The organism is Paenibacillus sp. FSL H3-0333, assembly GCF_038002805.1.
GTDB classification, from domain to species: domain Bacteria; phylum Bacillota; class Bacilli; order Paenibacillales; family Paenibacillaceae; genus Paenibacillus_AQ; species Paenibacillus_AQ silagei.
Genome location: NZ_JBBODG010000001.1, coordinates 2,869,783 through 2,882,946 on the forward strand (window position 1 = coordinate 2,869,783; position 13,164 = coordinate 2,882,946).

Here is a 13,164-nt window from a genome sequence, read left to right on the forward strand (position 1 = left end):
TATATTAACAACTTAAAATTTGGTATATTCATGCTATTCATTCCAATTCCGCAACCTGAAAGGGGTAGACACATGCAGCAGAAAGTCATTGAGATTATTGCCGAAATCAAGGAGGAACCAGGTTTGCTTCAGACGCTCAGCGGAGCTTCTGACCTGACCCTGGACGCCGCACTTGACTCCCTGCAGATCATTAATTTTATTCTGAGAGTCGAGGATGAATTCAATATAGAGGTAGATTTCGACACCTTTGATCTGGAGCATCTGAAATCAGTGGACCGGTTCTCCGCTTATGTCGCCGGGCTTGCGGTATGATGAGGAATGCTGTGCACTGCGGCAGCCTGGAGTCGGAGCGGTACTGGCGGGAGGAGGATCTGGCCTCCTTGCCGGCCATTCCCGATGCGAAGGCGCTGGCTATCGTGCAGGCGATGGATGAAATGCTGTTTGTCTTTTGCGGGAGCGGCGATGTGCTCTTAACCCGCCAGGGGATGGACCGGGCACAATATGACTATCTGCAATCGCTCGGTTATTCATTCAGCACCAACATGGAGCCGTTCAGTCTGGAGGCGGAGGCGTCTGCTCCCGCACAGGCGGCGCTGAATGTATTTGAACTGCTGGGCCGGATGGACGCCGGGCAGGAGCCGGAACGCTTAATACCGGAAGGAGCGCTGCTGGAGCCCTTTGCCGTGCTTCCCGGGACACAGGCTGCGGTTAGCCGGTACAAGCTTTTGCCCACGTTGCCTGATGAAGCGATTGTACGGGCAGTGAATACCAAGAGCTATTCTACAGCCATGCGGGACCGGCTCGGGCTGCCGAATATTGCGGTAGTGGTCCACAGTCTGGAGGAGCTGCTGCAATCGGGACAAGCACTGCTGGAGAAGGGGGCCTTCCTGATCAAGGACGAGTATGGGGTATCCGGTAAAGGAAATCAGCTGGTGGATTCCGAGCGTATGCTGCGCCGGATGGCCGGGTATCTGGAGTCGAGCCGCAATCAGGGCAAAAGAATCCGGTTTGTCCTTGAGCCTCTGCTGGACCGGGAGACAGACTTCTCCTGCCAGTTTCAGATTGATCCGGAAGGCCGGATCAACCTGTTGTCCGTTCAGCAGCTGGTGAACCAGGGCTTCGCCTTCGGAGAATCCCACTCCCCGCAGCCGTCTCTGCTGGACAAGCTGGACAAGGAAGGCTACTGGGAGACCATGCACAGCATAGGCCGGGAGCTGCATGCTGACGGATATTACGGTGAGGTGTGTGTTGATTCCATGCTGCTGCGTGACGGAAGCTTGGCGCCTCTGGTAGAGATCAATGCCCGCAAGTCGATGAGTCTGATCAAGCATTATGTGGACCGCCGGTTTAAGCAGGAGGACATGCACACATGCCTGATACAGGTACCGCTGGCGGCTATGGGCAAGGTTCATTATGAGGAGCTGCTGGAGCGGATGGAGGAGACGGGGATTTTATTCTCGCTGGGGGCAGGTGAAGGTGTGATGCCCTTGACTTCAAGCGCGCTCCAGCCGCTGGACCCCGCCCATACTGCCGGTTCCACGAAGGGCAAGCTGTATGCGGCCTTGACTTACCGGAGTGAAGACAGTAAGCAGAGCCTCATCCGTACGCTGGACGAGTCTCTCATGCGCACAGGCTATACTATCCTGCGATAAAGAAAGGAACCCTCCAATGAATAACACCGTGACGATTCTATGCTCAGGCTTTGGCCTGGGCTTCTATGTCCCTGGTCTGCTGCTGGAACGGAAGTTCACAGCGATGGGCCTTCAGGCAGAGGTTGAGGTGTTTGAGGCCTTAATGCCTGACCACAAAAAGGAGCAGACAGACAACAGCCGCAGGGCATACCAGCAGAGCTTTGCTGTCGCCCTGACCTCACAGAAAATACCGTCCGATATAAGAAGCAGCCTTGACCCAGCAGCCGTTGAACATTTGCTGCAGCAATGGAAGCAGGAGGAGCGGCAGCACTTCATCGTCTTGTCCGGGCACTGGGTGCATGTCATGGACCGGTACCGTGAGATGGCGGGAATGAGCGTGTATGCTGACCTGCTGTATATCGACGCCGACCTGTCGCCATCGTGGAAGAATCTTCGCAAACTGAATCCGGGTTACGCGGAACGCTACCATGAAGTAAGTCTGTATGATCCCGGGAAGCAGGAGATTCTCTGCAGCATCGATGCCGGATCTGGGGAGACACTGCCTGCTGCGGAGAGGAACGGGCGGCTGGTCGTTCATGGGGGCGGCTGGGGAATTGGAACCTTCCGCGAGAAATTCGACGCGCTGGAGTCGGCGGGGTACGAGCTGGATATTGCCGCTTACAGCATTCAGGAGATTGGCGGGGCTATCGATGGCAGACGCTATTATATGAATGATCCGCAGTGGCGCACCTGGACGAAGGACGGCAGCGGGCAATATACCTTCCCGCCGTTTGCAGAGGTAACGGGTAACCGGACTGGGCATTTCCCACCCTGCCAGAGCTACGGGGAGGGGATGTACGGAGTCATCCGGCAGGCGTCCGCAGTCATTAGCAAGCCGGGCGGCGGCGCTTTGATTGATTCCCTGGCTTCGGGCACACCGCTGGTGCTGCTCGACCCCTTCGGCCCGCATGAGAAGATCAACAGTGATCTGTGGGTCGGGCTTGGTTACGGTATCACTTACGGGGAGTGGGCCGCGTCAGGATATGATGATGATGTACTTCGCAAGCTGGCGAATAATCTCAGAGCCGCTAGAGGTCAATACCCTGACTATGCGGCAAGCTATGCCGAACAATTATCCACAGCAGGAGGGAGAAACTAATGCAACCTACCAGTAGAGTGAGCCTGGACGCCAAGTCCTTCGAAGCTTTGAAGCGTACGATTCGAAATGTCGTGGTCCCGCATAGAGAACGCAAGCTTGATCCGGGATTCCGGACCGTTATGCCGGAGATTATGTCCCTCAAGCTAACCAATCGCTGTAATCTGCGCTGCAAGCATTGCTATCAGTGGAATGAATCCGGCTACCATCATGATATGGATACCGCTGAGCAGAATCTGGATATGGATCTGGGAATGATCCAGAGGCTGCTGGAGGAGACGGATGAAGCGCAGTCCCGCCTGTATTTATGGGGAGGGGAGCCGCTGTTTCACCGGCAGGCTAAGGAGATTCTGGAGCTGTTGAAGGAGCATCCCCGGGACACGACCATCTGCACCAATGCCTATATGATTCCGAAGTTTGAAGAGGAGCTGTGTGCAATCTCGGACAATCTGGAGCTGCTGATCCCGATCGAGGGGTTCCAGGAGGAGCATGATTTCCTGCGCGGCAAGAATTCGTTCCAGAAGGTCATCGACGCCGTTGACCGTTTGCTGGAGCTGCGCGAGCAGGGCCGCTTCCGCGGACGGATCTCCGTGCATAACGTCATAAATGATAATATGATCGGCAGATTGTACGAGCTGGTGGAGTTTTTTGAACAAAAGGGTGTGGATCTGGTCCTGCTTTGCTTCCCATGGTATATCTCTGAGGAGACCAGTTTTGCGATGGACCGCTTCTACGATGAACACTTCCAGTGGCTGGCCGAGCTTCCGCCGGATCACCGGAGCAGCTGGCATGCGTTCAAATACCATATCAAGCCGGAGAATATCACCAGACTGACCGATGACCTGCGGCGGATTAACAGCAACACCTGGCACAATACCCGAATCCGTTATCAGCCTGGGCTGGATTTTGATGAGATTGAGGATTTTGTGGCTGGCAAGCCGATGAAATCCCGCAGCACGTCGAAATGTCTTGCGCTCAGCACCCGGGTGGATATTGCCCCGAACGGGATGGTGAGTGCGTGTAAATTTTTTGGCGAGCTGGCTATTGGCAATGTGAAGGATCTGACACTGACAGACATATGGAATTCTGCGCGATATGACCGGCTGCGGCGGATTATGGACGAAGGCTTGTCCCCGGCCTGCTCCAAATGTAATGTGCTGTACCTCAACACCTATGCTGCGCTGGCGCAGATATGAGCAGTGTGGTAGAGGAGCCAAGCTATAAGCTTGGCATTCTGGGCGCCTCGAATATTGCTGTTCCAGCGATGCTGGAGCCGGCTCGGATAGTGGACAAGGTGAAGATCACCGCGATTGCCAATCGTACCTTGGCGAAGGCGGAGGCTATGGCGGAAGCGTATCGGATTCCCTATGTGGCGGGCAGTCTGGATGAGCTGCTGGAGCTAGATGAGCTGGACGGGGTGTACATTGCGCTCAGCAATGAGCTTCATGCGCAGTGGGCGATCCGGGCTTTGAACGCGGGCAAGCATGTCTTGGTGGAAAAGCCGATCTGTCTGCGTCCTGAAGAAGCGGAGCAGTTAAGGCTGGCGAAGAGTAACCCTGCTGCCCCGAAGCTGGCCGAGGGTCTGATGATTGCCTGTCACCCCTGGCAGCAGGCGCTGAAGGGCATCGTCGATTCGGGCGAATTCGGTGCGCTGCGCAGGATCAGCACCCGAATCTCCGTTCCTGCCAAGAACAGGTATGCCGGCAATTACCGGAGTGTCAGGGGGAAGGGCGGAGGTGCTTTTGCCGATCTTGGCTGCTATTGGTTGCAGTTCGTGCAGACCCTTGCCGGTCTACAGCCGGAGGAGATCCTGGCGCAGTCGGCCTTTGACGGGCCGGATGGCTGCGATTGGACCTTTCAGGCGGCGTTGCAATACAAAAACGGGCTGAGGGCCGAGTGTCTCACTTCCTTTGAGCTGCCATTCCGGGCCTCGCATATCCTGTATTTCGACCATACCGTGCTGACGGTCCCCGATTTCTTCCGGCCGATCAAGGGGTTCTATAAGCTTAAAATCCGGCATGATCTGCCGGACAACCGTACCACCCTATGCGAATTCGAACCGCTGAACTATTATGTGGGCCAGCTGGAGGCTTTTGCAGCGATCATGAGCGGGCAGCAGGCCGAGGGCCTGAGCGCTACCTGGGAACGGGTGCAGCTGCAAGCCCGGATCATGGCTGAGGCGCAGCGGCGCCGGGCCTCTGAGGTGCTTCCACTATAGCCATTGTGCTAGCAGAGTGAGACCATTGACAGCAGCTACTTCCAGCAACAGCAAACAGCGACTCCCTTTGTGGGGGCCGCTGTTTGCTGTTCCACAATACATCCGTCCGCTGGACCTGCTGGCAGTGTCTTTAAATGGAAAAACTCCAACTATTCCGGCGCGAAGTCATGCAAACGGTGAAGCAGTTGGATAAACAACACTTAATCTGGCGGAATTCGGAGCTTTGGAGGAAAGTAGTGAAATTACATGGAGAAAAACCATTTATTGTCCAAAGGTGAAACGTTCAGGGGATTTTAAGTGGAGGAAATCCAACTGCTTTGTTTGAATTCACCCCGCCGGAGGGTTCCCATAAGTAAGCCGAATGATGAAATAAGTGCCTCATTTAGCGGTCCAGCAAGGAAGGGGAATTCTCTAGCCAGGCACGCTCGTTGTTCAACACATAGATCCCGAGTGCCTGCTCGAAGGACAAGCCATGATTATAGAAAGTCAGCATCTTCGCGGCGAAGCGCACACTCTTATGTGCACTGGGCGATTGAAGCAGCTCTGTTGCCAGTGTACGGAAATTCTTCGGCTGGGCTTCCGCAGCATCGACAGCATCCAGCAGCCCTTTAGGGCTTGGAAAAAGCAGCCGGTTATACGCCAGAATCATCCGTCCGCTAAAAAACACCAGTTGGACCGCCGTATGAGCGAGCAGGTAGGCGTCATTTTTTTGGCCCGCTTCCTTGGCGAAATACAGCCCGTACAGGTAGATCTGGGCGCAGAATTCCCGCAAATTACGCTCGCGGTTCTCCTCGGGATAGACGGGAATCCGGGCCACCAGCTCACCCAGCTCCGGGATTCTGGAGAATAGTACCTCTGCACCGGTAAAAGCATACCTCGTCGGCTCATTGCCGCGTCGGGCGGCAAGATCCAGAAACCGGAGGTTGATCACCTTGATATCGGCATATCCGCCTTCATAGGTGCTGACTTCCCGGTCCACGTAGGAGAGCCTGCCGTTCCGCTCATATTCCGCATATGCTTCATCGGTGAAGACCAGATGAACATCCACATCCGAGGTCTCGCTGGCGGTTCCCTTGGCTACAGATCCGCTGGTGATTGCCGCCAGACAAGCGGGGTCTTGCTCCAGCTTCTCCGCCAGCTTCTCCAGCGTCTGCCTGTGGTGCGCGTACATATAACGTTCCGCCTCCTTGATTAGATTCTGCTGCGTTAAGCGTATCAATTGGACAGCTTGCCAGCTATGGTCAATTCAGACATTCAGGCCCCCGCCTGCTCTGTCTTCCCCTGAGCGGCCTGTTGAGCAGCGACACTGCTGCGGACAAGGCCTCTCTGTCCGGCCAGCGTGACCGCCAGAATAGCTGCACCGGAGACGAGCAGAATGAACGAGCCGGGAATCCGGTCGAGGAGGACTCCATAGAGCAGCATTCCGAGCGGAGCGATGGAACCGGCGATGCCCTCCACCAGCCCGAATACGCGTCCACGGTACTCTTCCTCGGTAGTCTGCTGCAGATAGACCTGAATCGGAATATTAATGACCATAATCACGACGCCGATAAGGACCAGCAGCGGCAGGAAGAGAAGGAAGGTGGCCTTCGGGGTGAAATGCAGCAGCAGCGGAACCGCCAGTGCGAGGAATAACACTCCCATTGCGCTTAAGCCTCCGAGGATCGGCTTCACCGGACTCTTGCTCTGGGGAAGTATAGCAAGCAGCAGCGACATCAGCAGTACGCCTGCCGCCAGCATCGCTTCGAGGACTCCATATTGCTTCGAGGAGAGTCCGAGTGTCTGTACTGCAACGTAGGGCAGCACAACATTCAGGGCGACGACGAAGAAATTAATCCAGAACACAATCCCCATCAGGGAGCGGAGGACCGGACGGCGGATCACATAAGCGAAGCCTTCCTTCAGATTCGTGCGAACCCCGTTAACAGCAGTGCCCAGACGTTCGTGGAGCGGCTGGGGATCTGCGGTTTCGGCAGGTTCAAGGGCAGCATGAAGCCGTGGAATCGGCTTGTATCTCAGCATGCAGCCCATCACGGTCGAAACGGTGAAGCCTGCCGCGTTCAGCAGCATGAAATCCTGAAGGGGAAGGAAGGCATACAGAAGACCGGCGAGAATCGGAGCCAGCAGGTGGCCAGCCGATCCGGCAATCTGATTCAGTGATCCGGCCCGCTGGACGGAACCACTGTCTACAAGCATCATCATCGAGGAGGAGACTGAGATACTATAGAAGGTAGAGCAGATAGATAATAGAATGAGCGACAGATAGATAGTCCATAGGGACATTCCCTCCAGCGAGACGAATAGAAAGGCCAGGGACATAATCAGGGCACTGGCCAGGTCCGAGCCGATCAGCAGCCTGTGGCGGTTAACTCTGTCGGCGAGCACACCGGCGAAGGGGGACAGCAGGATACCGGGCAGTAGCCCGCACAGCAGTGTAACGGCGAAGCTGCTCCCTGAACCAGTCTCGTGCAGGATATACAGACCGGCTACGAAGGTGTACATACTGGAGCCGAGAACAGAGACCAGCTTGCTGCTGAAGAAGAGAAATATGTTACGGTTAGTCGCTGCCTTATCATGGGTTGCAGATGTTATTTGAGACATAATAGCACTCCCTTTGATCAAAAAGTTAATTTTAATTAAACTTATTGTATGAGTAAAAATTCAAGAATGCAATAAAAAGTTTAATATAATTTAACTTTAGCGTATTTCCAGCTTTCTCTTAGGGTATAGGTAAGCTATACTGAAAAGAAAAGCTACCTGGAAAGTTGGCAAGCAGATGACCACCAAACAAACTATCGGAGAGAAAGTCAAGCAATTGCGCAAGGCTAAGGGGCTTACGCAGACGGACCTTGCCGGAGACCATATGACCAAGAGCATGCTGAGTCAAATCGAGAATGGACGCGCCCTGCCCTCGATGAACAGCTTGCAGGTTCTGGCCGGCAGGCTGGGAGTTGATCCGGGCTACTTCCTCGAAGGCGAGGAGGAGGCGGAGCTCGCTCCGCTTGTCCGGGAGATGGAGGCTGAGTTCAAGGCGAAGAATTACAGGGAGGTCATCCAGCGGCTCCAGCCGCTCACGGAGCGTACGCTTCCGATGACGATTGATGCTGCGCGTCTGCTGGAGTTCTATGTAAGTTCCCTTTTCTATACGGGAGCCGGAGGCGGGGAAGCGGAGCTGGAACGGGCAGCGCTGATCTATGAACGCTTCGGCTTATTCGTGGAACGGGCGAAGGTGCAGTATATTTCCTATGCCCTGAATTTCGCACAGAACAGATATGCGGACGGGCTGGAGCTGATCCGCCGGGTCCGCAAGGAGTATGAGGATAACAAGGTGGGGAATGATTTTATCTTTGAAATCGATCTTCATTATGCTGAGAGTATTAGTCTGTCTGCCCTGGGGGATTATGCGGGAAGCCGTGAAGCTGCATTGGCGGCGCTGCAGGTTTCACGGGAAGAGGGAATCTACTATATGACGGATCATCTGTACCGGGTGCTCGGTATCCTGGCGCTGACCGAAGGAGAGACCTTGGCGGCAGAGGAGGCCATGAAAAAGGCCAGAGCATTCGCAGAATTCACCGAATCTGAGGATTCACTGAAGCTGGTGGTGATCGGAGAGATCAGACTCGCGATAGCTAAGGGAGAATACAGTAAGGTTCTCGCGCTGGCGGAGCAGTATCCGCTGGAGGATGAACCGTATGAGTCAAGCGTCCAGCTCATGTCCGGCATCGCAAGGTATCATCTCGGCCAGGACGATGAAGCGCTGATCAGCCTGTCCAAAGCCGAGCCGGGAGATCAGGTCTACCACCCGCTTGACCGCGCCAACCTGCTGACAGCTTATGCTTACCGCGCACAGATCTGTATGCGCCGGGGCATGAAGGAGGAAGCACTGCGGCTGTCCCAATTCGCCTACGATCAGGTGAAGGAATACCCGCCTTCCATATACACCGAAATGATTAACAAAACTTACCACGAGCTGCATAGCTAGATTGTATTTCCTGCAATAGAAAAGGCATAGCTTACCGTAAAATGAGATTCTATTGTATTTCATACAGTGGAATGTTGAGTTTTGGGTGAAAACTGGCCTTTTTTCAACATTCAATTGTACGGAATAGAGCGACCGAGCCTAGGTTGAGTAACTTAGCAGGTGGAACCCCTGCTTGGAAAGGCGAAAGCCACGCCACCAATAGCGAGTCTTGGAGCGGCAAGGGTAACCCTGCCGTTTAAGCGTAGACAGTTAGGATGCAGGCCTGAAAGTGATGGAGCCTCGAAAGGCAACAAACGGGAAGGTCGACGGGCTTATTTCCCCGGAAGACAACATGACTCCAGCCGAAAAAAAAAAAAAAAAAAGGCGAGGATGGAGGAGCTTCCCCGGGGTCGAAGAGCCAGGCATGTATACCCATGGTTACTCAGCAACTCGGGAGACCCTGACGCTCTTCTGCGAGAGAAGTACTCTTTAGGAACCTTTGCAGGAGTATGGCAAACAAGCCGTAACACGTAAGGATGCCAAATGGCGCTCAGGGAGTCGGATTGCCGCATAAGACCTGTGAAACCCCTGTAATGGGGGCGGAGGAAAGGCAGGCGACACCCTATCAATCTTGGTAAGGACACATTGGCCACACACAGAGGTGGGGAAAAATGGAAACGAAATTAGCAAGAATAGCAGAAATGGCCAAAGCAGATCCCAAAATACGGTTCACCTCCATCGGACATCTCATTGACGCAGAAGCATTAAAGAAAAGTCACAAAGAGATGAAACCGGGAAAAGCAACGGGAGTCGATGGATCGACCAAAGAGACGTACGAAGCAAACGTGGAAACGAATGTAGCACACCTAGTAGACCGGCTAAAGCGAAAAAGCTACAGACCTCAGCCCGCAAGAAGAGTCTATATCCCGAAGGATGAGAAAACCATGCGGCCCCTAGGAATTCCTGCGTACGAAGACAAACTGGTGCAGCATGCGTTGAAAAGAGTTCTCGAAGCCATCTATGAACAAGACTTCATGGATTTCTCGTATGGATTTCGCCCAAACCGGAACATGCACAATGCGCTGAAACATCTAAACCGGGTCATTGAGCACGGGAAAACCAGCTATGTCGTCGATGCGGACATCTCGGGTTTCTTCAACCACGTGGATCACGAATGGCTGATGAAGTTCCTCGAACTACGGATCGGAGACCCAAACATCCACCGGCTGGTGAGACGGATGCTGAAAGCGGGCATACAAGAGGAAGGACACTTTGAACCGACGGAGGAGGGAACTCCCCAAGGATCGGTGGTGTCGCCCCTGCTAGCCAACGTCTACCTGCACTATGTTCTGGACCTATGGTTCACCGTGACGGTGAAGAAGCAGTGCGCGGGGCAAGCCGAAATGGTGCGCTTTGCCGATGATTTTGTGTGCTGCTTCCAGTACAAAGAAGACGCAGAACGTTTCTATACCGCGCTTGTGCTCCGGCTGGAGAAATTCGGGCTAAGCATTGCGGAAGAGAAGACAAAAATCATCGCGTTCGGTCGCTTTGCGGAAGCAGAGTCACGGAGGAAGGACGAAGGGAAACCGAAAACATTCGATTTCCTAGGGTTCACGCACTACTGCGCCAAAAGCCGAAGAGGAACCTTTCGAGTGAAGCGCAAAACGAGCGGGAAGAAATTCAGACAGAAGGTCAAAGCCATGAAGAGCTGGGTCAGGTGGAATCGCCACCTGAAGCAGGAGGAGTTTCTAGGCGTCATCCGGTCCAAGCTGTCGGGTCATTACCGATACTACGGAATCACGGATAACTCACAGAAAATGAAGGCCTACTACATGCAAACCCTGGACCTGATCTATAAGTGGCTAAACCGCAGAAGTCAGCGCAAGAGCTACACCCGGGAGAGATTCTACGAAGTGCTTAAAGAATTCAAGCTACCTAAGCCGCGGATCTACGTCAATATCTACGACTAAGGCCAACTGTGAACGATGGGGTGAAGAGCCGTATGCGTGAATTGCGCACGTACGGATCTGTGAGGGGTAGGGGCACAATCCACGATGGAGAGGCCCCGCCTACTCGACCAATAGATTGTATTTCGAAGCCCTTCTTCCAGCATTCTGTTGTACAAAATGCAGTTGCGATCGTTCCAGCGCAGCAAACAACACCCGTGCTATTCCGCACGGGTGCCCTTCTGCAATGAAATATAGGTTGAACTACAAACTTTAGTAAATAGAAGGGAGCGGCGGAGGAGATTTTGGAACTGTAGGAGCGTTAGCGTCCGCCTTTGTCTCCGGATTTCTACCGCAACCAGCGGTCTAAATCAGGAAATCTGGAGACAACAGCGGCCGGAAGTCCAAAATCTCCGCAGTGGCGACTACTCTATTACTAAGATTTTTCGATCAAGGTTTATGGAATCTTATTTGCTAGTCCACAGCTCCACACGGTCCTGCACATACTTGGTATAGCCAGCTTCCATTTTCTTCACGCCGGCTTTTTCCAGATCGGCCATGTAATCATCCCAGATTTTATCGAATTCAGCCGGTTTGGCCAGAATCGCTTGCGGGATGCGTTTCCACGTAATATCCTTCATTTTATTGCCCAGAATGGAGACTTCATCCTCACCGGGAATGGAAATGTTCCAGGCTGCGCCGTAGGCTTTCTCCTTGAATTCCTCTTCTTTCGGGAACAGATCCTTCCAGGTCGTAGCCTTGTAGGCTGCCAGCGTCTCTTTCTCAACATCGCTATAGCCCAGCACGAGTTGCTCAGGGAAGTTCTTGGTGTAGTAGTTGCCCGTAGAATCCTTGGCACCGTCACCATAGTGAACCATCATGTTCCAGTAGAAGCCAATGCCCGTTTCCTTCGTGAAGGCGGTGTTGTCGTTGTTGATGCGGTCCTGGACTTCCTGCGGAACTACGCGTTTGCCGTTCTCCACTTTATAGTGCTTGCCTTCAACACCCCAGTTGTTCAGAATCTGACCTTCATCGGAGGCCAGGTAATCCAGGAACTTGATCGTCCGCACCGGATCGGGGTTAGTGGTGGAGATAGAGATGCCGTAGCCGCCCATGAAGCCGGTAGGCCAGAAGCTGGTTTCCTTGTATTCATCCGTCAGAGTGACCGGATAATGTCCGTAAGTCTGATCGAATTTGCCGGCGGCTTTGAGCGCCTGCTGTGCGTCGTTGTAATCCCAGTCCTGGTCAATCAGGCCAAGCACGCGTCCAGTCGCTACTTTGGCTTTGTACTGGTCATATTTCTGAACGAAGCTCTCCTTATCAAGCAGGCCGATGTCGTTCATATGGTTCAACCAGCGGAAATACTCCTTCTCTTCCGGACGGCGGAAATGGTAGATCGCTTCATGAGTCTCCTGATCGATGTAATATTCACCGTCATCGGAGCCGCCGGTCGTAGCTACCGCAGGGTTGGTTACGGAAATATACATATGCCAATCGTCTGCATTCAGGGAGACGCCGATGTTTTTGTTGCCGTTCTCATCGGTTGGATGCTTATCCAGGTACGCCTTAATAACGTTCTCATAATCTTTGACTGTCTTAATTTCCGGATACCCGGCTTCCTTCAATACCCGGTGCTGCAGCTCGAAGCCGCCGCCCGCTACGAATTTCTTCTCATCCACTGCTGCCCAAGTTGAGATAGCGTAGATCGACTGGTCTTCATTCGTGTACTTGGCCCGGGCCAGATTATCGCCGAGCACGCGCTTAATGTTAGGGGCATGCTTATCGATTAGATCAGTCAGATCAAGGACCGCGCCGGCATCCACCAGCTTACCAATGTCGCCTTTAGCCGAGATAATGTCGGGATAATCCCCGCCCGCTGCAATGAGGGCGATCTTCTGCTGCGGATCACCGACAGCGAATTCGGCATCGAGGGTGACGCCTGTCTTTTGTGTAATGACGGTGCTGACCTCATCCTTCATATTGTTCCAGTTCGGATTAGGGTCTTCCGCGAAGAAGGATAGTGTCAGGGGACTTAGGTCCTCAGCCGCCGCCGTAGCCTCAGCCGTTGCCGTGGCATTGCCGCTGTTCGTAGCCTTGGCCCCGGTATTCTCAGCCGTATTCTTGTTGCCGTTATTATTGCCTCCGCCGCAGCCTGCCAGCACACTAAGCAGCAAGGTCAGCACCATCAGCGCCACAACCGGTTTCGCCGTCTTTCTTGTCATGAATAGAAACCCTCCCTTTGTCTGGTAGAA

10 protein-coding genes are annotated in these 13,164 nt (G+C 53.8%); 7 read left to right on the forward strand and 3 right to left on the reverse strand.

Annotated elements, in window-relative coordinates; all coding sequences use genetic code 11:
* Positions 1–72: 72 nt before the first annotated feature.
* The 5 genes from MHH78_RS12495 to MHH78_RS12515 are packed head-to-tail and all read left to right on the forward strand — an operon-like array spanning position 73 to position 5,005.
* Positions 73–312 (forward strand): acyl carrier protein, encoded by a 240-nt coding sequence (locus MHH78_RS12495; RefSeq protein WP_036731643.1) that lies wholly within the window; start codon positions 73–75, stop codon positions 310–312.
* Positions 309–1,652 (forward strand): hypothetical protein, encoded by a 1,344-nt coding sequence (locus MHH78_RS12500; protein WP_341167583.1) that lies wholly within the window; start codon positions 309–311, stop codon positions 1,650–1,652. The genes MHH78_RS12495 and MHH78_RS12500 overlap by 4 nt, the downstream gene beginning before the upstream one ends.
* Positions 1,653–1,668: 16 nt before the next feature.
* Positions 1,669–2,790: a UDP-glucuronosyltransferase gene (locus MHH78_RS12505; RefSeq protein ID WP_341167584.1), complete on the forward strand. Its 1,122-nt coding sequence runs from the start codon at positions 1,669–1,671 to the stop codon at positions 2,788–2,790.
* Positions 2,790–3,983 carry a radical SAM protein gene (locus MHH78_RS12510; protein WP_076081259.1) on the forward strand — a complete coding sequence of 398 codons (1,194 nt, stop codon included), beginning with the start codon at positions 2,790–2,792 and terminating at the stop codon, positions 3,981–3,983. The genes MHH78_RS12505 and MHH78_RS12510 overlap by 1 nt, the downstream gene beginning before the upstream one ends.
* Positions 3,980–5,005: a Gfo/Idh/MocA family protein gene (locus tag MHH78_RS12515; protein WP_341167585.1), complete on the forward strand. Its 1,026-nt coding sequence runs from the start codon at positions 3,980–3,982 to the stop codon at positions 5,003–5,005. The genes MHH78_RS12510 and MHH78_RS12515 overlap by 4 nt, the downstream gene beginning before the upstream one ends.
* 382 nt (positions 5,006–5,387) lie before the next feature.
* Here MHH78_RS12515 and MHH78_RS12520 read toward each other — a convergent pair whose 3' ends face one another.
* Both MHH78_RS12520 and MHH78_RS12525 read right to left on the reverse strand, forming a co-directional pair.
* A complete protein-coding gene (locus MHH78_RS12520) occupies positions 5,388–6,176 on the reverse strand; it encodes a nucleotidyltransferase domain-containing protein (protein WP_341167586.1) in 789 nt (262 codons plus the stop codon).
* An 83-nt stretch (positions 6,177–6,259) separates the two neighbouring features.
* Positions 6,260–7,606: an MFS transporter gene (locus tag MHH78_RS12525; RefSeq protein ID WP_341167587.1), complete on the reverse strand. Its 1,347-nt coding sequence runs from the start codon at positions 7,604–7,606 to the stop codon at positions 6,260–6,262.
* Positions 7,607–7,781: 175 nt separating this feature from the next.
* Between MHH78_RS12525 and MHH78_RS12530 the strand changes: the two genes are divergently transcribed.
* Both MHH78_RS12530 and ltrA read left to right on the forward strand, forming a co-directional pair.
* Positions 7,782–8,987, forward strand: a complete 1,206-nt coding sequence (locus MHH78_RS12530) for a helix-turn-helix domain-containing protein (RefSeq protein WP_341167588.1) — start codon at positions 7,782–7,784, stop codon at positions 8,985–8,987.
* A gap of 650 nt (positions 8,988–9,637) precedes the next feature.
* On the forward strand, positions 9,638–10,936 hold the full coding sequence (ltrA, locus tag MHH78_RS12535) for a group II intron reverse transcriptase/maturase (RefSeq protein ID WP_341167589.1): 1,299 nt from the start codon (positions 9,638–9,640) through the stop codon (positions 10,934–10,936).
* A gap of 443 nt (positions 10,937–11,379) precedes the next feature.
* On the opposite strand, the gene MHH78_RS12540 is transcribed toward ltrA, so the two are convergent.
* Positions 11,380–13,134: an ABC transporter substrate-binding protein gene (locus MHH78_RS12540; RefSeq protein WP_341167590.1), complete on the reverse strand. Its 1,755-nt coding sequence runs from the start codon at positions 13,132–13,134 to the stop codon at positions 11,380–11,382.
* Positions 13,135–13,164: the final 30 nt, after the last annotated feature.